Annotated in this window: 22 protein-coding genes; 16 read left to right on the top strand and 6 right to left on the bottom strand. The window is 50.7% G+C overall.

What is annotated here, in order from left to right; all coding sequences use genetic code 11:
• Nucleotides 1-28: 28 nt before the first annotated feature.
• Both sigE and R2K26_RS08320 read right to left on the bottom strand, forming a co-directional pair.
• The gene (gene sigE, locus R2K26_RS08325) at nucleotides 29-721 is read right to left on the bottom strand and encodes an RNA polymerase sporulation sigma factor SigE (protein ID WP_316519644.1); all 693 of its coding nucleotides are present in this window, start codon (nucleotides 719-721) and stop codon (nucleotides 29-31) included.
• A gap of 20 nt (nucleotides 722-741) precedes the next feature.
• The gene (locus R2K26_RS08320; RefSeq protein WP_316519557.1) at nucleotides 742-1,602 is read right to left on the bottom strand and encodes a sigma-E processing peptidase SpoIIGA; all 861 of its coding nucleotides are present in this window, start codon (nucleotides 1,600-1,602) and stop codon (nucleotides 742-744) included.
• A 173-nt stretch (nucleotides 1,603-1,775) separates the two neighbouring features.
• Between R2K26_RS08320 and R2K26_RS08315 the strand changes: the two genes are divergently transcribed.
• From R2K26_RS08315 to R2K26_RS08295, 5 genes are all read left to right on the top strand, one after another.
• Nucleotides 1,776-2,627 carry a sugar phosphate isomerase/epimerase gene (locus R2K26_RS08315; RefSeq protein ID WP_316519556.1) on the top strand — a complete coding sequence of 284 codons (852 nt, stop codon included), beginning with the start codon at nucleotides 1,776-1,778 and terminating at the stop codon, nucleotides 2,625-2,627.
• A gap of 22 nt (nucleotides 2,628-2,649) precedes the next feature.
• A complete protein-coding gene (locus tag R2K26_RS08310; RefSeq protein ID WP_176819734.1) occupies nucleotides 2,650-3,327 on the top strand; it encodes a response regulator in 678 nt (225 codons plus the stop codon).
• An 8-nt stretch (nucleotides 3,328-3,335) separates the two neighbouring features.
• Nucleotides 3,336-4,340, top strand: a complete 1,005-nt coding sequence (locus R2K26_RS08305) for a sensor histidine kinase (protein ID WP_316519555.1) — start codon at nucleotides 3,336-3,338, stop codon at nucleotides 4,338-4,340.
• A gap of 108 nt (nucleotides 4,341-4,448) precedes the next feature.
• Nucleotides 4,449-5,204 carry an ABC transporter ATP-binding protein gene (locus R2K26_RS08300; protein WP_308448615.1) on the top strand — a complete coding sequence of 252 codons (756 nt, stop codon included), beginning with the start codon at nucleotides 4,449-4,451 and terminating at the stop codon, nucleotides 5,202-5,204.
• Between the two features lie 15 nt (nucleotides 5,205-5,219).
• Nucleotides 5,220-7,199: an ABC transporter permease gene (locus R2K26_RS08295; protein ID WP_316519554.1), complete on the top strand. Its 1,980-nt coding sequence runs from the start codon at nucleotides 5,220-5,222 to the stop codon at nucleotides 7,197-7,199.
• Nucleotides 7,200-7,282: 83 nt separating this feature from the next.
• On the opposite strand, the gene ychF is transcribed toward R2K26_RS08295, so the two are convergent.
• Nucleotides 7,283-8,377, bottom strand: a complete 1,095-nt coding sequence (ychF, locus tag R2K26_RS08290; protein ID WP_176819738.1) for a redox-regulated ATPase YchF — start codon at nucleotides 8,375-8,377, stop codon at nucleotides 7,283-7,285.
• 341 nt (nucleotides 8,378-8,718) lie between these two features.
• Nucleotides 8,719-8,928, bottom strand: coding sequence for an excisionase (locus R2K26_RS08285; RefSeq protein ID WP_316519642.1), 210 nt, complete (start codon nucleotides 8,926-8,928; stop codon nucleotides 8,719-8,721).
• Nucleotides 8,929-9,732: 804 nt separating this feature from the next.
• Here R2K26_RS08285 and R2K26_RS08280 point away from each other — a divergent pair.
• The 7 genes from R2K26_RS08280 to R2K26_RS08250 all read left to right on the top strand — a co-directional run bounded on the left by R2K26_RS08280 (nucleotide 9,733) and on the right by R2K26_RS08250 (nucleotide 16,573).
• Nucleotides 9,733-10,035, top strand: a complete 303-nt coding sequence (locus tag R2K26_RS08280) for a transposase (protein WP_316519553.1) — start codon at nucleotides 9,733-9,735, stop codon at nucleotides 10,033-10,035.
• A gap of 434 nt (nucleotides 10,036-10,469) precedes the next feature.
• Nucleotides 10,470-11,858: a family 43 glycosylhydrolase gene (locus R2K26_RS08275; RefSeq protein WP_316519552.1), complete on the top strand. Its 1,389-nt coding sequence runs from the start codon at nucleotides 10,470-10,472 to the stop codon at nucleotides 11,856-11,858.
• Nucleotides 11,859-12,627: 769 nt separating this feature from the next.
• Nucleotides 12,628-12,903 (top strand): hypothetical protein, encoded by a 276-nt coding sequence (locus tag R2K26_RS08270; protein WP_316519551.1) that lies wholly within the window; start codon nucleotides 12,628-12,630, stop codon nucleotides 12,901-12,903.
• Nucleotides 12,904-13,646: 743 nt separating this feature from the next.
• On the top strand, nucleotides 13,647-14,495 hold the full coding sequence (locus R2K26_RS08265; protein WP_316519550.1) for a hypothetical protein: 849 nt from the start codon (nucleotides 13,647-13,649) through the stop codon (nucleotides 14,493-14,495).
• A complete protein-coding gene (locus tag R2K26_RS08260; RefSeq protein WP_316519549.1) occupies nucleotides 14,485-15,339 on the top strand; it encodes a hypothetical protein in 855 nt (284 codons plus the stop codon). The genes R2K26_RS08265 and R2K26_RS08260 overlap by 11 nt, the downstream gene beginning before the upstream one ends.
• Entirely contained in the window at nucleotides 15,339-15,995 is a 657-nt protein-coding gene (locus tag R2K26_RS08255; protein WP_316519548.1) for an ABC transporter ATP-binding protein, read from the top strand. The genes R2K26_RS08260 and R2K26_RS08255 overlap by 1 nt, the downstream gene beginning before the upstream one ends.
• On the top strand, nucleotides 15,992-16,573 hold the full coding sequence (locus tag R2K26_RS08250) for a DUF5028 domain-containing protein (RefSeq protein WP_316519547.1): 582 nt from the start codon (nucleotides 15,992-15,994) through the stop codon (nucleotides 16,571-16,573). The genes R2K26_RS08255 and R2K26_RS08250 overlap by 4 nt, the downstream gene beginning before the upstream one ends.
• Nucleotides 16,574-16,678: 105 nt before the next feature.
• On the opposite strand, the gene R2K26_RS08245 is transcribed toward R2K26_RS08250, so the two are convergent.
• Nucleotides 16,679-18,082 carry an FAD-dependent protein gene (locus R2K26_RS08245; protein ID WP_316519546.1) on the bottom strand — a complete coding sequence of 468 codons (1,404 nt, stop codon included), beginning with the start codon at nucleotides 18,080-18,082 and terminating at the stop codon, nucleotides 16,679-16,681.
• 306 nt (nucleotides 18,083-18,388) lie between these two features.
• The gene (locus R2K26_RS08240) at nucleotides 18,389-19,318 is read right to left on the bottom strand and encodes an acyltransferase domain-containing protein (RefSeq protein WP_316519545.1); all 930 of its coding nucleotides are present in this window, start codon (nucleotides 19,316-19,318) and stop codon (nucleotides 18,389-18,391) included.
• 235 nt (nucleotides 19,319-19,553) lie between these two features.
• Between R2K26_RS08240 and R2K26_RS08235 the strand changes: the two genes are divergently transcribed.
• From R2K26_RS08235 to R2K26_RS08220, 4 genes are all read left to right on the top strand, one after another.
• On the top strand, nucleotides 19,554-19,895 hold the full coding sequence (locus tag R2K26_RS08235) for a hypothetical protein (protein ID WP_316519544.1): 342 nt from the start codon (nucleotides 19,554-19,556) through the stop codon (nucleotides 19,893-19,895).
• Nucleotides 19,896-19,912: 17 nt separating this feature from the next.
• Nucleotides 19,913-21,058, top strand: a complete 1,146-nt coding sequence (locus R2K26_RS08230; protein WP_316519543.1) for a carbohydrate-binding domain-containing protein — start codon at nucleotides 19,913-19,915, stop codon at nucleotides 21,056-21,058.
• Between the two features lie 17 nt (nucleotides 21,059-21,075).
• Nucleotides 21,076-21,858, top strand: coding sequence for a carbohydrate-binding domain-containing protein (locus R2K26_RS08225; protein WP_316519640.1), 783 nt, complete (start codon nucleotides 21,076-21,078; stop codon nucleotides 21,856-21,858).
• A 255-nt stretch (nucleotides 21,859-22,113) separates the two neighbouring features.
• Entirely contained in the window at nucleotides 22,114-22,335 is a 222-nt protein-coding gene (locus R2K26_RS08220; RefSeq protein WP_316519542.1) for a hypothetical protein, read from the top strand.
• Nucleotides 22,336-22,351 lie beyond the last annotated feature (16 nt).

Here is a 22,351-nt window from a genome sequence, read left to right as displayed (position 1 = left end):
TCTGCTTTTTGTCGTGTTTATGGCGTGTTTATCCCGCCTTCTCCATTTCTGTCTTCAATCGGTGCAAAATGCGCTTTTCAAGCCTTGAGATGTACGACTGCGAAATGCCGAGTGCATCGGCAACTTCCTTTTGCGTGTGCTCCTTTTGCCGGTTCAGCCCAAACCGCAGCTCCATGATCTGCTTTTCGCGCGGGTCAAGCTTTTCAACGGCACGGAGCAGCGTTTGCTTTTCCGATTCCTGCTCGATGCCGCGATTCACAATGTCGGGGTCGCTGCCGAGTAGATCGGAGAGCAGGAGCTCGTTGCCGTCCCAATCCACATTCAGAGGGTCGTCGAGCGAGATCTCGTTTTTCAGCTGCGCCGTTTTGCGCAGGTACATCAGAATCTCGTTTTCAATGCACCGCGAAGCATACGTCGCAAGCTTGATGTTGCGCTCCACGCTGAACGTATTTACCGCTTTGATGAGCCCGATGGTGCCGATGGAAATGAGGTCTTCCACGTTCACGGCAGGCGATTCAAATTTTTTCGCAATGTACACGACAAGCCGCAGGTTATGCGTGATAAGAGGGTCGCGTGCGTTCGGTTTTCCGTCACGGATGTTCTGAAAAACCACCTGCTCTTCCTCTTTCGTCAGCGGTGGCGGAAGCGTTTCCGGGCCGTTTATGTAGTGGCAGGTGTCTTCGTTCAGCTTTGATAAAAAGTGAGCAAAAATTTCGCGCATGCGGGTGAGAAAATCGTGTTTCATGGGATGTCCTTTCCGGGTTTTAAACCCTGTATCTGCGCGGCGTCACACACGGCGGCGCCGACGAGCGCCTGAAAACTCCCTGCGGAAAGCGTGCGGTCGGTCACGGCCACCCAGCATTCGATTGATATGCCCGAAAGCGAAGCCGCATCCGGCCGAAACGCGGGCAAAACACCGTCCGCTCCGAGTGAAGAAAACGGGATGAGCCGCATAGAAACAGCATTTTCCGTGCTTTGCATTCCGAAATTCGGCGGCAATATGACACCGAGCGCACGCCGATCCGCAACGATGGCAGGCGTGCCGGAAAAAGGCTCCGTCAGCGTCAGCCCCGTGTCAATTTTCGCCGGCAGCGTGACGGTTTTGCCCTGCCGTGTGATGGTCAGTTTTGCGAAAAACACGTCCGGCTCCTTTTTGCGAAACAGGCGGTCGAAGCCGTACAGCACGCCGTAAGAGACGCACGTGAGCAAAATGAGCGTCAATGCGGAAATGTTAAAATACACCGCGCCGTTTGCGAGCAAAATGCCGTGTATCGGCAGAAAATACGCCGCAGCCGTCAAAAGCCCGGAAAGCGCCGCGCCAAACAAAAACAGCAAAAAAACGGCTTTTAAAAGCTGCGTCATCGGCTTTGGCGCAAACGCCGCCGCGCACAGCGCAAGCGATTCCAACAGCGCCAGTGGAAACAAAACAACCCCCGGCAGCGCGGGCAGCAGGGCAGAAAGCCCAAACACCCCGCCGAGCACGGAAGCGAGCAAAAGCCTTTTTCCCGTAAGCGGCAGCCGCAAAAAACGCCGTACCGCGCTGAGCAAAAGCGCGTCTATGTAGAGGTTTACGATGAAAAGCAGGTCGGCATAAACGGTCACGCTTTCACCTCCCGACACCAGTATACATGTGGGACAAATTTTGATTCTGTCACATTGTGCCGCCGGGAAAAATTTTCGGATAAGGCAGCGGAACGCGTGCTGCTTGCGGGTTTTGCATTGACAAAATCCGCATTGCCTGCTATGCTGAAAATACTTTTGGAGGTGGCGTTTATATGAACCGAATTTCTGTTTTTTACGAGCACATGGCAGAAGCCATGAAGCAGGAGAATATTACATTAGATGAAGTGTGCGCGGCGGTAAAACGCTTTGGCTTTGACGGTGTGGAGCTCGACGCGAACCGCATCAAAAACGAGGGTGATGTAATTTTGCCTGCGCTGCAAAAATTCGGTCTTTGCGTGAACGGCATTTATAATTTTTTCGATTTCGGCAGCGAGACGGGTTCCCCGGAAAACGACCGTGCGGAATCTCTGCGCGTCATAGACTGCTGTGAAAAAGCAAACTGCAAGTTCCTGCTTGCCGTGGCGGGTTTTTTGACGGAGGACGAAATGGTGCGCGGCAGCGCAAAGTATGAAACCCGCCGCCTGCGCATGGCGGCATCTTTAACGGAGCTTACAGCGGAAGCGGAAAAGCACGGCATCACGGTTGTCATGGAGGAGTTCGATAACCTTACGGCGCCGTACTCCCGCGCCGATGAGCTCATGTGGTTTATGCAGCATGTGCCCGGTCTGCGCTGCGGCTTTGATACCGGCAATTTCCTTTATAATGAGGAGGACGCGGTGAAGAGCTTTTCCCTGTTCCGTCCGTACATTGCGTCCGTACACTGCAAAGACCGCGCGTTTACGGAAAACACCGGCAGTCCGTGCGTCACGGTCGCAAACCGCAAGCTGTATCCCGTGGCGGTAGGCGACGGCAATCTGCCCATTGAAAAAATGGTGCGTGTTTTGCTTGACTCCGGTTACACCGGCAGCTTTGCGGCAGAACATTTCGGCTCCATAGAGCAGCTGAAATACATGGAGCGCTCGGCGGCGTTTTTGAAGCGGGTACTCGGGGAGAAGCGAGGCTAACAATTTGTAAATTGGAGATACTATGGAAAATCACAGAATTTTGATTGTTGAAGATGATGAGGCTATTGCGGGTGCGGTCAGCCGCATCATCGAATCTTGGGGGCTTACCCCGCGCTGTGTCCGCGATTTTCGCGATGTTCTGCGCGAATTTACGGATTTCGACCCGCATCTTGTCCTCATGGACATCACCCTGCCGTTTTTTAACGGCTACCACTGGTGCAGCGAGATCCGAAAAATATCCGCCGTGCCGATCATTTTCGTCTCCAGCGCGTCGGAAAATATGAATATTGTGATGGCGGTAGACATGGGCGGCGATGATTTTATCGCAAAGCCGTTCGACCCCTCCGTGCTTATGGCAAAAATTCGCGCCGTTTTGCGCCGTACCTACGACCTCGGCGACCGTGTGCCGGTCATTGAGCGTGGCGGCGCGGTCTTGAACCTGAACGATGAGACCGTGACGCACGACGGCCAAAAGGTGCAGCTCACGCGCAATGAGTTCCGCATTTTGCAGACGCTTATGGAAAGCCGCGGCAAGGTCGTCAGCCGCGAAACGCTCATGACACGCCTTTGGGAATACGACCTGTACATTGAAGAAAACACGCTGACCGTCAACATGACCCGCCTGCGTAAGAAGCTTTCCGGCATCGGCCTGACCGATTTCATCACGACGCGCGTCGGCAGCGGCTATGTCGTTTTGTGAGGTGACCCATGAAGAAAAAAGAAAGCGCGCTGTTTTTCTCATACCTGTGCGCACACATTTTGCAGATCGCGTTTTTGCTGCTGTGCTTTGCCATTTTTGCGGTAATCCTCTATTTATACGATTTGCCCGCCGATCCCGTTTTGTACGCGGCGCTGCTGTGCGCGGCGGTGGGACTTTTAAGCTTTATTTTAAGTTATCTGCGGTTTCATAAGCAGTTTCGCCGGTTGGAATCGGCGCTTTTGAATCTGCCCGAATCGCGCGATGACCTCCCGGAGCCCTCGGGCAGCACGGCCGTGTGTTATGACGAAGCCGTGCGCATGCTGTGCACCAAGCTCGCCCAAAGTGAGACCGACCGCCGCCGTGGGCAGGAGGAGAACACCGATTATTTCACCATGTGGGTACACCAGATCAAAACGCCCATCTCCGCCATGCGGCTGATGCTCGGCGAAGAAGATACCCCGCGCAGCCGCGCACTTTCCGCAGAGCTGTTCCGCATAGACCGCTATGCCGAAATGGCCTTGAATTACGCGCGCTTAAACAGCACGTCAAACGACCTTGTGTTCGCCAAAGTCGAGGTCGAACCCGTCATAAAGCGCGTCGTGCGGCAGTACGCCGGGCAGTTTGTCCGCAAGCACATCGCGTTAAAGTGCGATATTGCCCCGGTGCAGGTCTTAACGGACGAAAAGTGGTTGGCGTTCATTTTGGGTCAGATGCTCGCAAACGCCGTAAAATATACGGAAAGCGGCACCGTGACCGTTACCGTTACAAAGAATAAGGTCTTAAAGGTCAGCGATACCGGCATCGGCATCGCACCGGAAGACCTGCCGCGCATTTTTGAAAAGGGCTTCACGGGCTATAACGGCAGGGCAGAAAAGAAATCGACGGGTCTCGGCATGTATCTGAGCCGCCGCGCCGCCGATATGCTCGGCCACACGCTTTCCGTGCAGTCCGCCCCCGGCGCAGGCAGCACCTTTTTGCTCGATATGAAGGAAAGCAATTTACAGGTGGAGTGACCTTACAAAAATGTAAGCTCCGCCTTTCATTTTGTAAGGTGAATCGATGTTCTGCGTCCGCTTTTTGCTGTATACTTTTGTCAACGAATTGAAAAAGGAGACTTATTTATGGCTGTTTTGGAAGTCAATGGATTGAAAAAGGTATACACCACGCGGTTCGGCGGCAGCCGCGTGCAGGCGCTCACGAATGTCACATTTGCTGTGGAGCGCGGCGAGTATGTCGCCATCATGGGCGAATCCGGCTCCGGCAAAACGACGCTCTTAAATATCCTGGCGGCGCTTGACCGTCCCACGGAGGGTGAGGTGTTCTTAAACGGCCGTGCACTCTCAACCATCGGCGAAAAGGAGATTGCTTCGTTCCGCCGCCAGAACCTCGGGTTTGTTTTTCAGGATTTCAACCTGCTTGATACCTTCACCCTGCAGGATAATATTTTTCTGCCGCTCGTTTTGGCGGGCAAGCATTTTCCGGAGATGCAGGCGAAGCTTCTGCCGCTCGCGCAGCAGCTCGGCATTGCAGAGCTGCTCCAGAAGTACCCGTACGAGGTCTCCGGCGGCCAGAAGCAGCGCGCCGCCGTGGCGCGTGCGCTCATCACCTCACCGCAGATTCTCCTTGCGGATGAACCCACCGGCGCACTCGATTCCCGCGCGTCCGACAGCCTTTTATCGCTCTTTGGCGAGATTAACCGCGCCGGTCAGACGATTTTGATGGTCACGCACTCCACTAAGGCCGCAAGCCATGCCGGCCGCGTACTGTTCATCAAGGACGGCGTTGTGTTCCACCAAATTTACCGCGGTGGTTCCACAAATGAAGAGATGTTCCACCGTATTTCGGATACCCTCACCGCCATGGCGGCAGGCGCGTAACGGGAGGGCACGAAAATGAATAACTTATATGTGCGCTTGGCGGCGCAGAACATCAAAAAGCACCGCCGCAGCTACGTGCCGTTTATGCTGGCGGGCGTTTTTGTGGCAGCGGTCAGCTACATTTTAAATTCGCTTTCCAATAATACGGAGCTCGGTCCCACGTCGCAAATGATGTTCACGCTCGGCAGCACCGTCGTCATGCTGTTTGCCGTTATATTTTTGTTTTACACGAACAGCTTTTTGATGAAGCAGCGTAAAAAAGAACTCGGTCTCTATAATGTGCTCGGCATGAACAAAGGCCACATTGCCCGCGTTATCGGGTTGGAAACGCTTTTCACGGCGCTTATCGTTATTGTAGGCGGCTGCGCCGTCGGCATTTTGCTTGATAAGCTCACATTTCTCATCGTTGCCAAAATGATACGCATCACGCCGAATTACGGCTTTCACATCATCCCGAAAAGCCTGCAGTACGTTGCTGTTGTGTTCGGCGTAATCTACGTTTTGATTTACATCTCGAATGTGTTTCGTGTGCGCATTTCGCGTCCCATAGAGCTTCTGCACGGCACGAACGTCGGCGAGCGCGAGCCGAAGACGAAAGCGTTCATGGCCATTCTCGGCGTGCTGTGCCTCGGCTCCGGCTATGCGCTTTCCATTCTGTCTTCCCGTGAGCCTGTCCTCGCCATCTCCCTGTTTTTCGTTGCCGTCCTCCTCGTCATTATCGGCACGTATTTCCTGTTCACGGCGGGCAGCATCGCGCTTTTAAAGCTTTTGCGCCGCAATAAAAATTATTATTACAAAACAAGCCACTTCATCAGTGTTTCCGGCATGCTGTACCGCATGAAGCAAAACGCCGTCGGGCTTGCAAATATCTGCATTCTCTCCACCATGGTGCTCGTCATTTTGTCCTCCACCTGCTCGCTGTGGTTCGGCACCGAAAATATGATCTACACCCGCTACCCGGCAGATGTTCTGGTGAGTATGGAAGACCCGAACCACATGGTCGACATGGACACCTTTCTGACCGATGCGCTGAAAAACGTTCCGGGCGGCAGCTATACGTCCTATGAATTCCTGACCGGCTACGATTCCACAGAAGAAACCGAAGACCATTCCTCTGCAATCTTCATGAAAGACGGCACCGCGCAGGTCGACTCCATCACGCGTAACGTGCTGTTTTTTTCTGCAGAGACCTATAACCGCATCACAGACGAAAACGTGACCGTGGAACCGGGCACGGCGCTTTATATGAGTGTAGACGGCGTACCTATGCCGGACACCATGACATTTGCGGGCACGACGTATACGCTTTTACCCACGCCGAAATCCTTTAATCTGCGCGGCAAATATCACGCTTACGTCTCCAAACCGTATGTCGTTGTTCTGCCGGATTATGCGGAAAAAAGTCAAGTCATCACGCCCACCGAGTACTACTGCATCTCGCTCGGCAAACTGACAGATGAGGAACAACAGACGTTTTACGATGCGATCCTCGAAGACGTTACGACCATCATGCCGGACGAAGAAAGCGTATTCTGGGACGAAGACGGATACTTTAGTTTTGAGTGCCGTGCCGAAAACGCGCAGGATATTCGCGGCATGTACGGCAGCTTCCTTTTCATGGGCATCTCGCTCGGCTTTGTATTTACCATGGCGGCCGTGCTCATCATTTACTATAAGCAGATTTCCGAAGGTATGGAGGATAAGAACCGCTTTGCCATCATGCAGCAGGTCGGCCTCAGCCAAAAGGAAGTAAAGCACTCTATCCATACGCAGATTTTGACCGTTTTCTTCCTGCCGCTCATCACAGCCGGCATCCACGTGATGTTCGCGTACCCCATCATCCGCGCTATTCTGCGCGCTATGATGCTCAGCTCCGAAACGGTGTTTATTACCTGCACCGTCGCGTCGTTCCTCGTATTCTCCGTGCTCTATGCGGTCGTCTATGCCCTCACCGCAAAGGTGTATTACCGCATCATCAGCGAAGACAACAAATAGAGATTACAAGATTTATTCCTGCAAAAAGCCCTCCGCATCCCGAAAAATCGGAAGCGGAGGGCTTTGCAATTTTTGTTTGAAGATTAAACGTTGAAGCGGAACAGAACGATGTCGCCGTCCTGCATCACATACTCCTTGCCTTCGCTGCGTACAAGGCCTTTTTCTTTCGCGGCCGCCATGGTGCCGCATGCCATCAGATCGTCAAATGCAATGACCTCGGCACGGATGAAGCCGCGCTCGAAATCGCTGTGAATTTTGCCCGCAGCCTGCGGGGCCTTCGTGCCCTTCTTAATCGTCCAGGCGCGCACCTCGGGCTTGCCGGCGGTCAGGTAGGAGATGAGACCGAGCAGGGAGTAGCACGCGTTGATGAGGCGGTCAAGGCCGGATTCGGTCAGACCCATGTCGGCGAGGAAAAGCTCCTTTTCCTCCGGGTCCATGCCGGAGATTTCGGCTTCGATCTCCGCGCAGATCGGCAGCACAGCAGCGTGCTGCTCGTCGGCGATCTTCTTCACGGCGAGATAGCCGGGGTTGTTTTCAATGCCGTTTGCAAAGTCGGATTCGCTCATGTTGGCGGCGAAAATGATGGGCTTGTTCGTCAGCAGGTTAACGGAAGCGAGCAGCTCGGCTTCCTCCTCGTCACACGCCACGCTGCGGGCGGGCTTTCCGGCATCCAGCGCCTCGTGTACGCGCTCAAAGAACTCCAGCTCGCTCTGGTACTTCTTGTCCGCCTTAATCATCTTCTTCGTCTTGTCAATGCGGCGGTCGAGCACCTCGATGTCGGAGAGAATCAGCTCAAGGTCGATTGTCTCAATGTCGCGGGCCGGGTCGATGGAGCCCTCGACGTGAATAATGTCGTCGTTTTCGAAGCAGCGCACCACATGAACCACCGCGTCCACCTCGCGGATGTTGGAGAGAAACTTGTTGCCGAGACCCTCGCCCTTCGACGCGCCCTTCACAAGGCCCGCAATGTCCACAAACTCGATCGTCGCCGGGGTGAACTTTTCCGGCTCGTACATTTCCGCCAGCTTATCGAGGCGCTTGTCCGGCACGGCAACAACGCCCACGTTCGGCTCAATGGTGCAGAACGGGTAGTTCGCAGACTGCGCCCCCGCATTCGTGATCGCATTAAAAAGTGTGCTCTTGCCGACGTTCGGCAGACCGACGATACCTAATTTCATTTTTCGTTTTACCTGTCCGAAAACCCGCATTTCATTTGGATTTTCGCCTTTCGCTGAATTTCTTTTACGCCCTTTCTACGCCCTTTTTTGTAACTGGCAGCGTAGTTTGCTGAAACAGGCGTACCGCATTTGCCAGTGATTCGTCCGTAACATGAACATACCTGTCCATGGTGGTTTTAATGCTTGCGTGTTTTGCACGTCAAACCTTTGAGATTTTTGCCCATTTATCGGACTCCTTTCTTATTCTTAAAAAGAGTCCAACGCAGTTACATATTATAGCATAAGGACTCTGCTTTTTCAATCTCAACGGGAATTTTTCGGGGCTTTTACGGCTAAAAGCTCTATATGACCAATTCATGGCGGATATATTCTTCAAATTCGCGCCGCTTTACGAGTTTCCGCGTCCCGACAAAGAGCACAAACGAGCAATTCGGTTGTTTCATCAGGGCGTCTATTTTGTTTATTCCGATGTTGCTGTATTCCGCCGCTTCTTTTATCGTCAGTGTCATTTTAAGGTGGATTGGTACGTGTGCTTCGGGTTGCACACACATCGGCGTTACGGCTCCTTTGCAGTGAAGATCACATGTGAAGTTTCGTTCTTTGTCGCTCATAGTGGTGTTTCCTCCTGTTCTGCGAATACACGAAAGATGGTCATTTCGGTATGTAACCTGCCAAACGGTCGGGAGCGAGCCGACGCCACGGGAGTTTTACCCCAACTGACGGTCTGTCAGAGCCATTCTCATTGCCTGCGGCACCATCGGAGTGGCGGTCTCTTAGGTGCTCGGACTGTGACTGAACGGGAGTATCATTATGCTCTTTGCGGGTCATAGCGGAACCGGGAGCTGCCCGGTATTTGGAGTCGGCAAGGCAGTATTGCTGCCTCTGATTCGCTCGCTGAAAAGCAGGTCATGGCGCACCGCTTTGCACGCTCGCCGCAAAGAGAACGTATTTGACAAGTGGATATTCAGTTTTCAAGGTTCAAAAGAGAAACGGTGCAGCCGTTTCGGGGGACGCAAAATCAAAACGCACCGCGGAAAAAATACCCTTCACTATACACGACATTTTTCGGCGATTTATAAACGGGGGAAAGCCGTTTGTTTATAAATTGTTTACAATTAGAAGCTTATCGGGTTATCATCACAATAAAAATGAAAAAGGCTTTATTAAAGTAATGAGGGCATCCCTCGGCTAAGGGATACCCTCAAAATCACTCTTGCTTTTCTTGTTTACATAACTTTAGCTGCGCTTGATTTCACGCTTCTTGATACTAGAATATAAATAGTACAAGCCAAAATGAGAAATTCCAAATACACATAAGCATGGTACAATAGAGACAAGCTGAAGGAGGATCTCATATGGCAAAGCAACACGACAAACAATTTAAACTTGATGCGGTCCAGTACTATAAGGATCACAAAGATCTCGGAGTACGTGGATGTGCAGAAAATCTTGGCATCGGATACAGCACATTAACAAAATGGCTGAAAGACTTCCGTGAATCAGGTGATATTCCTGTTCGTGGTTCTGGTAATTATGCATCTGACGAGCAGAAGGAAATTGCCCGTCTCAGGCGTGAATTACGTGATGCCCAAGATGCACTTGATGTGTTAAAAAAGCAATCGACATTCTGGGAAAATGACGGACGCCATTTACCTTGAAGTGTCTGAGAAGACGGAAGCTGCCAAAAAGGCCGGACGCCGGGTTTCTGTCTCCGGAATGTTGAAAATTTCAGGTGTCTCTCGCTCAGGATATCTTGCATGGCTCCACCACGTAATTATAAAATATCCTTGATGAACAGTTTAATCCTGATCGTCCGAATGCTGTCTGGTGTTCGGATATTACCTACATATAAAACAGCACACACTAAGGCGGAGCTGCTGGCAGGTTGAATTTGGAAGAAATTTCTCATTTTAACTTGTACTGAATCTTGACATAGGACCAAACATGTGATAAAATTACTGAAATTTAAAGGAGGGTCCTTTTTTTCTATGTCTGTTTTTCACGGACTTGCGCAACCTCTGTACAGATGCAATAGTATTGTCACAGTGAGCAATGTCTCACATATTGAACGAAAAAACAGGAGGAAAAATTCATGACAAAGTTATACTATCAGTTTCCAAACACCTGGTTCGGCGACTGCATGCCTTTTGGAAAAGGAGATCAGTTTTATCTGTTTCACCAAAGAGATACCAGAAAACCCTGCCCGTTTGGCGAACCCTTTGGCTGGGATCTGGCGGTGACTTCTGATTTTGTGCACTATGAGGATAAAGGGACAGCGCTCCCGCGGGGAACCGACGAGGAGCAGGATCAGTTTATTTTTGCAGGAAGCGTTTTTGAAGCAGAGGGAAAGTATCACATTTTCTATACCGGATTCAACCGGGACTATCCAAAGCTGGGCAAGGCATCCCAGGTGCTGATGCATGCGGCGAGCGATGATCTGCTGAACTGGACCAAGACCCAGGACAAGCTGACTTTTACACCGCAGGAGGGTTATGACCCAGATGACTGGCGGGATCCCTTCGTGATCTGGAATGAGGAAAAACAGGAATACCTGCTGGTTTTGGGAACCAGAAAGGCCGGACCCAAGGAACAGCAGACCGGACGTACCGTAAAGTTTACCTCCAAAGACCTGAAAAATTGGAAATTTGAGGGAGATTTCTGGTCACCGGGCCTGTTTACCATGCATGAAATGCCGGATCTGTTCCAGATCGGTGACTGGTGGTATCACATTATTTCCGAATACAGCGACGGAAATAAGATGGTGTACCGGATGAGCAAAAGTCTGGATGGTCCATGGATCGCTCCTGCGGACGATGCTTTTGATGGACGTGCCTACTATGCGGGCAGAACCTTCTGCCTGAACGGGCAGCGCATTCTGTTTGGCTGGGTTCCCACGAAAGAGGACTGCGATGACCGTGGAAACTTCGAGTGGGCAGGCACATTTGTGGCACATGAGGTGTATCAGAGAGAGGACGGAACCCTGGGCGTCAGGATCCCCGACACTGTATGGAACGCCTTTGATGAGGGAGAGAAAGCTGAAGATATAGTGATCGATACCCCTTATGCCAGACAGGAACAGATACTTTTCAATGATACTACAGACCTATTCCGCTTTGAAGCGGATGTGGAATTTTCCGAAGGCACCCGCTCTTTTGGACTTCGCTTTTATGAAAACGAAGAGACCGGTCAGAGCTATCAGTATTTATTTAATATAGAAGAAAATCGTTACCGCTTTGAAACGAGTCCCAACATGCCCTGGCCTGCAAACCAGAACATTGGACTGGAACGGCCCATCAGACTGGAAGCAGGAAAGAAGTACCATATCCAAATGATCCTGGATGACACCATCGCAACGATCTATGTGGACGGAGTGGCTCTGAATACACGGTTTTATCAGAAATTTGGCCAGTCCCTCAGTCTGTTTGTGACAGACGGAACGCTGACAGTAACAAATGCAGGCTTGTCAAAAACCATAAAATGAATAGTGATTGACATTCCCCCAAAAGTATTATAATCTGATATCAGATACCAACTTGTCGAAAAAGTCCAGTGGAAGCTGGGCTTTTTCTCGTAGATATGGTGGTCCTATGTCAAGATTTAGTACAAGTTAAAATGAGAAATTTCTCCCAAATTCAACCTGCCAGCAGCTCCGCCTTAATGTGTGCTCTTTTATATACTTGCTCGAATTCATCTGGTGACATAAAGTCGCAATGACTGTGAATTGTGGAACTGCTTTTTCTCTCAAAATGAGAGAAAAGCTAATTATTCAATTTTGATCCGGTATCCAGAAAACCGGGTACATATCACAAGCTGCTGCGTTTTCCTTTACTTATTGTTTTAGAAAGTTTGTAAATCGTATAAAGCTGAAGTAAGCAGAAAGGGTTCAGGGATTTCCCTGATAAGTGTCGTTGTGGTATCACAACGGCGATGCTTGCAATATAATTATTTCGGCGACAGGATAGTATTTTTGAATAAACATGGTTTTCTCTTTTCTTTGTAAATTTAACTGTGGTAAATTAAAAATTCTTTTCTAGTTGCTCAGTTCCTAAGGTATAATGAAGGGGATCGGTCTGACGAGGCGATGCATGAGCTGCTATGCTCGTCCAGTAAACTGTCAGCCGCCTCTCATTGTATCGTTCGATTTATGCAGGTTGAATTAAAGGAGTCAACTCCCACATTCGCATAACAACGCAAGCTGAATCAGCACTGAGTAACAGCGGTCACCGAACATGATTAGGAGGTTGAAATCCATGACAAACAACATCATCACAGCTGTCGGAATTGACGTCTCCAAAGGGAAAAGTATGATTGCCATACGGCACCCGGGTGGAGAGGTTTTGCGTATTCACCGCACGGAACAGCCCAAACAACAAAAATTAAAAACAATCGCCGCAACACACTCTCTTTTTCGGGTAGTACAGGAAGTAACAGGGGGTGAGGTGTGGAGAGGGGGAGTGAGCTTTCGCAGCCATTTCGCTCCTGCAAAAGGGCAGAATTTCCCTAAGGCGTCCCGTTACCTTTTTTGATCGTGTCAGTACAGCAAAGAGTGATTGCAGAATTCAAGTGCCCGGAACACCGAATTCATACCCAAAACATAAAAACAGCGTTTCTATTCTTTCCTTTTTAGAAAGTTAGAAACGCTGCTTTTATAATACACCGATTTACTGTGTAGATAATGTAAATGGCTCTTAATCGCAGAATTTTGAAGGCGTATCATAAACAAATTAAAATGCGTTGGACTCTGGTTTTTAATATCAAATCTACGCCCATTTCTACGCCCAAATGACATGAAATTGTGTGATTTTATATAGAATTATATGTGGTGAAATTTCAGAAAACGCAGTAATCATGCCGGCTTACGGACTTATATGAAAGTAGATAGATATATGAAAAAGGTTGGTCTGCGACGATACCTAATTTCATCTATAAAACCATCTTTCTTTGAATGTAGTCATGACGTAAACTCATACTTAATCAGTATAGCATATTCCCCCTGTGCCTGCAAGAAAATTCTGTGATTTATAGGGGAAAGTTTTTTTAAATCTGTTGTGGATAAAATCACCATATCACGTCCATGCAGTGGAAAGCAAAAGAAAATCATGTTGCTTCAAGACGAATTGTTTTTATAGAATGAATAAAATTATATCAACAAAAGTATAGATACTATTGACAAATACCTTGCTAATCAGTATCCTTAAAACAAGAGTTATCGTATATTAAACCGATACTTTACAGTTTGGAGTGAAGATCGATGAAACGGATTTTGTCCATGGAATTAAAAAAAGCGTTTTGGAACAAGAGATTTTTATTTTCTTTATCAGTCGCTCTTTTTTTATCTTTATTAAGCGGCTTTTTACAAGTCCGGGGATACATCATCAGAACAAGGTTTCTAAATACACCGGCATACCAAAATGTTGCTGACTGGGGAAAAGACTACCACCTCAGCGCCGAAACCATGGCAGATTTCTGGATTGGCATGGATTTTTCAACCTGGTGCGCCACGGCATTTTTCTTTTTACTACCCTTGCTGGCTGTCTTACCTTATGGCAGCTCGCTCCACCGGGAATACAAAAGCGGGTATCTTAATTTGATCACGCCGCAGATTTCCCAGAAGCGCTATTTTGCGGCAAAGTTTTTGGCGTCGTTTCTGTCCGGCGGCGCAGTGATCGTTCTTCCTATGATTGTCAACGTGATTTTTGTCGCCTGTACGGTGCCGATGCGCCTACCGTCCGTATTAGAAGTGATCTATAACGGCGTATACGGGTTTGGGTTATGGGCGGAGGTTTTTTATACGCACCCGGTTCTTTACATTCTGCTCTATCTCTTGCTGGATTTTCTCTTTTCCGGCGCGATTGCCACAATTCCCATGGCACTTTACAAACTGAAAAACAGAGGACTGGTCTTAATTCTTCCGTTTCTCACGCTAATGGTTTTTCACATTTTCCTTTCCCTGCTTTATCGGTTCATTCCTTTCTGCCTGTCGCCTCTCGATTTCCTTCGCGCGGTAAATGTTTCTCCGTATGGCGCAAATTTGTGGATCGTAGCCGCAGAGTTTATACTGCTTCTTCTTCCGGGGATGCTCACCGTTTTGGCTTGGAGAAAAAAAGATGTTTTATAGAATTTTTGCTTTAGATGTAAGGCGATCCTTACTCGGCAGATGGAAAAGATTTTCGGTTGCGCTGCTCTTTTTTGTTTTGGTGACTTTTGCGTGTAAAATCAGCTTTTCAAACGCATACCTGCAAAGCCCAGAGCTTACTCCTTTTGCGACGCCTACCTTGGGGGACTTTTTGTTGTATGCCTTTGGGGGTTGCGATTTGTACATATTTGATTTGGATAGGCCATTTGCTATTCCTTTTCAATGGCTTTTACTGATTTTACTTGCCATATATATTAACTTTGACTTGACTGAGGAAAGCTCTGCGGGCGTGAATGTACAATTACTTCTTCGTGCCGGTGATAAAAAGCAATATTGGTTATCGAAAATTCTGTGTATTACTATCAGCACAAGCTTGTATTTTGTGCTGGGTGTGATTGTGACACTCGGGTGCGGTTCTGCCTTGGGTGGAGTTTCTTCTTTAGAAATAGATAATTTAATTTTAAACGTGATGAACCTTTCTTCTATGGTTCCTCGAGAAGCCACCGGCCCCGCTTTTATTCCGACCTTGTTGATGGTATGGTTTGCCATTCTAACAATCACATTGCTTCAGCAGCTTATTTCACTATTCATCAAACCGATTGGAAGTTTTTTAGTCATGGCTGTATTTTTGTTTCTGTCTGCCTATTTTATGAAACCTTTTTTCTTTGGCAACTATGCCATGATGATTCGAAATGCCCTCCTTTGTGAGGGCGGAGTCGATGCGGCGGAAGGTATTTTGATTTTGTCGCTTGTAAGTTTAGCATCGATAGCAGGAGGTTGCGTCGTTTATGATCGCAAGGATATTTTAAGCAAGGGGGAATCCTGATGTTTCTTGAAGTGAAAAACGTTACAAAGTCTATACACGGCGATGTTGTAATCAAAAACGTGTCCCTTTGCTCCGAGCGCGGGCGTGTGATTGGCCTACGTGGAATAAACGGTTCTGGCAAAACGATGCTGATGCGCCTAATCAGTGGATTGATCCGCCCCACGAAAGGACAGGTTTTGATCGACGGAGAAGTCGTATCGAAAGACATACCGTTTCCGAGATCCTTAGGCGTGCTGATTGAAGGGCCGGCCTTTTTGGACGATTATTCCGCTATGGATAACCTGAAACTCATCGCATATCCCAAAGGAAAAGTGACAGAGGATGAGATCAAGGCTGTTTTATCGGAAGTGAGGCTGGATCCGAAAAGCCGTAAAAAATACAAAAAGTTCTCTTTGGGCATGAAGCAGCGCCTCGGCATTGCGGCGGCGGTTATGGAGCACCCGGATTTGATTCTGCTCGATGAACCCACAAATGCGCTGGATGAATCCGGCGTTGACATGCTGGGGGACATCGTGAAAAAAGAAAAAGAACGCGGCGCAGTCTTGATCGTTTCCTCGCATGACCGGGATATTCTGGAGGATATATCCGATGAAATTTACGATTTAGAGCAGGGAGAGATCGTTCGGCACAGCGTGAAGGGGGGAGAAGCAAAGTGAAAGCTAAAAGGATTTTACTGTGCGCAGTCAGTCTGGTTTTGCTTCTGCTCATCGTCGTGCGCATCGTCCATGTAAACACCAATGTGTTGACGATCCCGGAAGAGCGATATGCGCAAAACCAGTGGGTAGAACTGAACGGTGCCTTTCAGGAAATGGATGATGAAAACACGGTGGGCTATTCTGTAAGAATACTCGGTGCGGAGCAGCTGACGTACGATGAATTTTTGGAAAAATACGGCGCATCGGAAAATCCCCCGGAGGGAAAGGACGATATAGAGACCGTGCTCGATGTAGAGTATGAATTTCGCAATGTAGGCAATTCAGACGGTTATCTTCTGCTGATTCAATACATGATCGCAGGTCCGTATTATTCGCTGATTTTCGATTCGACCTTGTGGTCTGTATGCACGCCGACCGGCGAGGGACAACTCGCGACCGCCTTGCAGGAAGATACCACGTATTCCTTTCATGTTCCGTACATTTTTGCCGGCGGTTTTTCTAAAGACTTGGAAGGTGAAAAGCTCGCCGCTGTCGTTTCACGCGTCCCTGTCAAAAAAATGATTGAATTTACGTTGTAATCTGCATTCTCCCTAAACCAAAAAAGAAAACGGGCTTCCGCCGAATTGCCGCGGCGGGGCCCGTTTCTTTATGTGTGAACTTGCGATGTGTGCAATCTTGTTCTCTTATGCGTTTTCCTGTTCTGCGAGTTTTCTACCCATGAGCACGCCCATGCAAGAGGCCATCATCAGGCCGCGCGTCCATCCGCTGGCGTCGCCAAGGCAGTGCAGGTTGTGAATGCTTGTGTTGAGGTCCGTGTCCATCTTCACGCGGTTGCTGTAAAACTTCAGCTCCGGCGAATAGAGCAGCGTCTCCACGGCGGCGAAGCCCGGGACGACGTGATCGACCGCCTGAATGAAGTTGATGATATTCACCATGGCGCGGTACGGCATGGCAGAGGTGATGTCGCCCGCCACCGCGTCCGGCAGAGAGGGGCGCAGGTTCGAGCGAGAAAGCTCTTTCTGCCACGTGCGCTTGCCGTCCAGAATATCGCCGTAGCGCTGCACCAAAATGTGCCCCGCGCCCAGCATGTTCGTCAGCTCGCCCACCTTCTGCGCGTATTCGATCGGCTGATTGAACGGCTCGTTGAAGTTGTGGGAGCATAAAATGGCGAGGTTTGTGTTATCGGATTTTTTATCTTTATAGGAATGGCCGTTCACGACGGCAAGGTTGTTATCGTAATTTTCCTGGCTGACAAAGCCGCCCGGGTTCTGGCAGAATGTGCGCACCTTGTTTTTAAACGGCTTCGGGTAGCCGATGAGCTTCGATTCATACAGAACGTTGTTCACGGTTTCCATGATCTCGTTGCGCACCTCTACGCGAACGCCGATGTCCACTGTGCCCGGCGCATGGGCGATGCCGTGGCGGGCGCAGAGCTTGTCAAACCAATCCGCGCCGCGTCGGCCGGCTGCCACAACGGTCTGCTTCGCGTAAACGTCGTATTCGTTCTGACCCTCCGCAACGTGCACGCCGATGCAGGTGTCGTTCTTTAAAATGAGGTCGCTGCACGCGCAGCCGAAGCGAATCTCCACGCCGTTATTCAGAAGATATTGCTCAATCGCGTAATAAATCTCCTGCGCCTTCTCTGTGCCAAGGTGACGGATGGGGCAGTCGACGAGCTTCAGGCCGGTCTGGATGGCACGCTTGCGAATTTCTTTGACGGCTTCCTTTTCGCTCACGCCTTCCACGCGCGTGTCCGCGCCGAACTCCAGATAGATGGAATCCGTGTATTCAATAAGCGACTGTACGGTGTCTTCGCCGATCAGCTGAGGCAGGTCGCCGCCAACCTCCGGGCTGAGGGACAGCTTGCCGTCCGAAAACGCGCCCGCACCGGAAAAGCCTGTTGTAATATGGCAGTACGGCTTGCAGTTCATGCAGCGGCCGGTCTGGGCCTTGGGACATTTACGCGTTTCAATGGAACGGCCTTTTTCCAGCAGCAGAATTTTCTCCTTGCTGCCGCGGCGCAGAAGCTCCATCGCGGTAAAAATGCCGGCAGGACCGGCGCCGATGATGACGATATCCGTGTTCATGTTTGACCCCAACTTTCTAAAACTAACAGATGAATTTGCGTATGAATTTCAAAATACAACTCTATGCAAGACCCGGTTTCGGGTAAATCGGCACATAAAAAGGCCGCCCTGTGCCCGAACGTATACACGAAGCCCGTAAGCGGCTTCGGTATAGTCGGCACACAAGGCGGCCGGTAGAGACATTCACCCAAGTCGTGAATTTATATGACCGATCAGCAATTTAAAATTATATCAGCTAATTTAACTCCTGTCAAGCCTTTCTGCGCATAACAATGCAGGCTTTTGCAAAATATCCTGCAAATTTACTTATTTGATGAACTTCTCGCCGTCGTAAATGAAGATGCCCGCGCCCGCGCCGGTCTTTTTGCCGTCCAGAAGCCACTTTTTAAAACAGCGGCGCTGTGTGGTGTCCTCCGGCAGCTCGCTGTTCGGCTTCTCAAAGTCCTTTGCGAACACGCGCCATTTGTCGTGGAACACATCGTATTCCTCGCTGTCGTAAATATGGAAGTCACCGATGAAATCGACCGTATTGAGCGTCTCGGGCAGAATTTCGCGGTTCTTCGGGAACAAAAGCCAGGAGTGGCAGCAGAATACCATCGGTTTGCCATCGAGGTCTTTTTTGTAAAATTCGTAGGCTTTTTTATAAGATTCGATGCGCGCCGCGCGGTTCAAAGAACCGCAGGACGGAATGTGCATGTTGTAAACCGTGTCACCGGGCTTTACCGTGTAACCGCCGACCGTCACGGGCGTGTCGCCGGAGAAGTGTACGGCCTCATACTGCAAACGGCCCAGCTTAAAGCGGTGCATCGTGTAGAACCACGGGTACCAGCTTGCGACGAATGTGCCCCAAATGCCGTATACGTCGTGGCACTCGATAAGCTTGAATTTCAGGTCGGCGATGGTGTCCCAGAACAGCTCGTCCGTCAGGCCCGCCGCTCTGTAATTTTCGCGCAGACGTTCGCTTGCAAGCGCAAGGAACAGGAAATCCACCACGTGGCGGTGCAGCCCTGTTAGCTCCGAAAGCACGTCCATGTGCGGCACAATGGGCTTCCATTCCGCGCCGTATGCGCCGTCAATGCCGTAATCTTTAAAGAGCAGCGTCTCGGCAGAGACCAGCTCGTCAATCGCGCCGGGTGTCGTCACGAGCGTCTCGCAGTTCTCGCGCAGAGAAGCGCGGCTCGCTTCCGGCAGATCAAGGTTTTCAATAAAGCAATTTAAATAATCGAGTGTGTACATACAGATCCTCCCAAAGTTGCGTTTTTCCATAGAAACGCGTTTATCTCATTCTATCATTTGTATATGCGCGGTGCAATGGACTTTTTGCACAGCAGAACACACCTGTTTTTGTAGGAACGGTGCACAGCACTTGCTTTTGCACGGTTTTCTCCGCTAACGCTCAAAATGCAATCACCTTTTTATCACATTTTGTAAGTAAAATTTAAGAAACAAAACAAAGAGGAGGGCGAAAGCCATGGCGGACTACACCGGCGTATTTGAGCGCGTAGAGCAAAAATATCTGCTCGTTTTCTTCCATATCGGTGCAGACCGCAGCGGCGAAAAAGAGCTCAGCATCACCATCCCTGAATCGCTCGATTACACCGAGGTGTTCGACGATATTTTCAAAGAATACACCACCCACGCAGAGCTTACGGAAGTCAAGACCGCAAGCCTCGGCAGCCTCTATAAGCTGCACTATCGCGTGCGCCTTGCGGACGACCGCAACGAAAAAGAATTTCTCGATGCGCTTCGCTGCCGCAACGGCAATCTTGAAGTGCGCTGCGGCCAGCCGCATACTCCCGTGGAACAGCTGTAAAGAAAGGAGCCTTCTTTATGAAACCGAATCGTTTATCCACGAAAAAACACACCCTGCGCTTTGCTGTCATTCTCTCCGCACTGATCTTAGCGGGTTGCGCCTCCACACAGTCGACCACATCGTCTACGTCCGTATCTTCCGCTTCCTCTACCGTGAGCACGGCCAGCACCTCTGCGGAAAGCGGTGCAGACGAGACCGATTCTACCGGCGGCGCGATGAACGGCGCCATCGGCTCCGTCATCGAAGCAAATCTTTCCTTCAAAAATAAGGATTTCTACATCGATTACAGTACGGAAGACACCGTGAAGATCGACCTTTCCGCGCCAAAGGAAGCAGACGGCGTTAAGGTTTCCGGCAGCACGGTCACCATTACGGAAGCGGGCACGTATGTCCTCAGCGGCACGCTCACGGACGGCCAGGTCATCATTGATGCCGGCGACGAGGATGATGTGCGCCTTGTGCTCGAGAACGCGAGCATCACCTGCACAACGACCGCGCCTATCTATGCGAAAAACGCCGATAAAGTCATTATCAGCCTGCCCGAAAACACCGAAAGCACCGTGACCGATACCGTCACCGGCACGGACGGCAACGATGAGCTTACCGCCGCGATTTTCGCCAAATGCGATCTTTCCGTTAACGGCACGGGCACGCTGAACGTCAACGCCAACGCAAATGACGGCATCATGAGCGAAGATAAATTGAAAATCACCGGCGGCGTTTTGAATATCACTTCGGCAGACGACGGCCTCGTCGGCAAAGACGCTGTGCTCATTAAGGACGGCACCGTTCATATCACGGCTTCCGGCAACGGCATCAAGTCCACCAAATCCGAGGCCGATAAAGGCTATGTCTATATCGGCGGGGGCACTGTGAACATCACCGCCGAGCAGGACGGCATTCAGGCGGAGACCAGTGTTCTCATTTCCGCGGGCGAAGTAAATGTCACCGCAGGCGGCGGCAGCGCGAATGGAGAGCAAAAAACGGGCAATGCTATGTTTGACGGCGCACAGAGTACAACGACGGACGAAACCCTGTCTACAAAGGGCATCAAGGCCGAAGCCGCGCTCGACATCACCGGCGGCACCGTCACGGTCGATTCCGCAGACGACAGCCTGCACAGCAACGATTCGATGACCGTTTCAGGCGGCGGTATCACGTAAAGTCCGGCGACGACGGCCTGCACGCAGATAACACCCTTACGATCGAGGACGGCACCGTCGTGGTGGAAGAGTCCTGTGAGGGCCTTGAAGCCATCGACCTCACCGTCAACGGCAGTACGATCGATGTCACCGCAAGCGATGACGGTCTGAATGCTGCAGGCAGCTCCGTTGACGGCGGCTTTGGCACCGCGGGTGCAGATACACTCACCGTCAACGGCGGCACGCTCACCGTAAACGCCTCCGGCGACGGGCTCGATTCCAACGGTACGCTTACGATTAACGGCGGTACGGTGTACGTCAGCGGCCCCACCGGTGATGGCGACGGCACATTTGACTGCGACGGCGTGTTTACCATCAACGGCGGCGTTGTGCTCGGCACAGGCAGCTCCGGCATGCTGAAGACCCCCACAACGGATTCCAAACAGAACACGATCAGCGTCAGCTGCACCGGCGGCGCGGGTGACACCGTAGAAGTGAAGGGCGCGGACGGCAACACGCTCGTTTCCGCCGTGGCTCCGAAGAGCTTTACGAATGTCACGTTCAGCACGCCGGACATCACCGAGGGCGAAACGTATACAGTCTATGTAAACGGTACAGAAGCCGCGAGCGAGACCTGCTCCGGCGTTGTCAGCGGCGCTACGGGTATGGGCAGCTTTGGCGGCGGCCCCGGCAATATGGGTGGTCAGGCTCCAAACGGCGGTATGGGCAGCCAAACGCCGAGCGGCGATAGTGGCATAACCCCGCCGAACGGTAACGGCGGCACGCCTCCGCAGATGCCGGTCAATACCTCCGATACCTGATTTTCTCTTGTTTTCCTGTGCGTCAAAATATGAACTTTTCGTAACAATTTCGGCTTTTTCGCAAAAATCCGCACACCTTTTGTCAGGGGGAAAAGGAACCTGTCAATTTCCGTCGAAAACGCGCGAACGATTCTATTTGAACTTTCAAGACCCCCTTGCTATAATGGCATTACTGACAGATTTACCACCCATCCGACAGCCTCCGCTTAAAAATACAGCGGGGCTGCCGGGCCGGATCAGGAAGGATGAGAGATTTTGAGTGAACAGGAATTGATGCTGCGCGTAGCAGCCAAACACGGCGTAGACAGTGAAACGGTCCGCGAGGAGATTGGCAAAGCCCTTCGCACGGCGAAGAATTCTTCAAATGCCGCAGCCCGCGCGTTTTGGAGTGCCATCCCCGAAGATGCCAGCGACAAAGAGATCGTGCAGTGCATCGCCGCCCTCTTGTTGGGTAGCGCCGTGCAGGAGCAAAACTGAACAGCATTATCCCCAT

Origin of the sequence: Neglectibacter sp. CSJ-5 (assembly GCF_032490475.1) — a bacterium.
Lineage (GTDB): Bacteria > Bacillota > Clostridia > Oscillospirales > Acutalibacteraceae > Hominenteromicrobium > Hominenteromicrobium mulieris.
The sequence above is the reverse complement of the archived record's forward strand: the minus strand, read 5'-3'. Positions and strand labels throughout refer to the sequence as shown.

What these genes read in the sequence shown, in the direction of transcription:
- sigE (WP_316519644.1), bottom strand. Translation starts at nt 721, where the DNA reads ATGCGCGAAATTTTTGCTCACTTTTTATCAAAGCTGAACGAAGACACC.
- R2K26_RS08315 (WP_316519556.1), top strand. Translation starts at nt 1,776, where the DNA reads ATGAACCGAATTTCTGTTTTTTACGAGCACATGGCAGAAGCCATGAAG.
- R2K26_RS08310 (WP_176819734.1), top strand. Translation starts at nt 2,650, where the DNA reads ATGGAAAATCACAGAATTTTGATTGTTGAAGATGATGAGGCTATTGCG.
- R2K26_RS08305 (WP_316519555.1), top strand. Translation starts at nt 3,336, where the DNA reads ATGAAGAAAAAAGAAAGCGCGCTGTTTTTCTCATACCTGTGCGCACAC.
- R2K26_RS08300 (WP_308448615.1), top strand. Translation starts at nt 4,449, where the DNA reads ATGGCTGTTTTGGAAGTCAATGGATTGAAAAAGGTATACACCACGCGG.
- R2K26_RS08295 (WP_316519554.1), top strand. Translation starts at nt 5,220, where the DNA reads ATGAATAACTTATATGTGCGCTTGGCGGCGCAGAACATCAAAAAGCAC.
- ychF (WP_176819738.1), bottom strand. Translation starts at nt 8,377, where the DNA reads ATGAAATTAGGTATCGTCGGTCTGCCGAACGTCGGCAAGAGCACACTT.
- R2K26_RS08285 (WP_316519642.1), bottom strand. Translation starts at nt 8,928, where the DNA reads ATGTGTGTGCAACCCGAAGCACACGTACCAATCCACCTTAAAATGACA.
- R2K26_RS08280 (WP_316519553.1), top strand. Translation starts at nt 9,733, where the DNA reads ATGGCAAAGCAACACGACAAACAATTTAAACTTGATGCGGTCCAGTAC.
- R2K26_RS08275 (WP_316519552.1), top strand. Translation starts at nt 10,470, where the DNA reads ATGACAAAGTTATACTATCAGTTTCCAAACACCTGGTTCGGCGACTGC.
- R2K26_RS08270 (WP_316519551.1), top strand. Translation starts at nt 12,628, where the DNA reads ATGACAAACAACATCATCACAGCTGTCGGAATTGACGTCTCCAAAGGG.
- R2K26_RS08265 (WP_316519550.1), top strand. Translation starts at nt 13,647, where the DNA reads ATGGAATTAAAAAAAGCGTTTTGGAACAAGAGATTTTTATTTTCTTTA.
- R2K26_RS08260 (WP_316519549.1), top strand. Translation starts at nt 14,485, where the DNA reads ATGTTTTATAGAATTTTTGCTTTAGATGTAAGGCGATCCTTACTCGGC.
- R2K26_RS08255 (WP_316519548.1), top strand. Translation starts at nt 15,339, where the DNA reads ATGTTTCTTGAAGTGAAAAACGTTACAAAGTCTATACACGGCGATGTT.
- R2K26_RS08245 (WP_316519546.1), bottom strand. Translation starts at nt 18,082, where the DNA reads ATGAACACGGATATCGTCATCATCGGCGCCGGTCCTGCCGGCATTTTT.
- R2K26_RS08240 (WP_316519545.1), bottom strand. Translation starts at nt 19,318, where the DNA reads ATGTACACACTCGATTATTTAAATTGCTTTATTGAAAACCTTGATCTG.
- R2K26_RS08235 (WP_316519544.1), top strand. Translation starts at nt 19,554, where the DNA reads ATGGCGGACTACACCGGCGTATTTGAGCGCGTAGAGCAAAAATATCTG.
- R2K26_RS08230 (WP_316519543.1), top strand. Translation starts at nt 19,913, where the DNA reads ATGAAACCGAATCGTTTATCCACGAAAAAACACACCCTGCGCTTTGCT.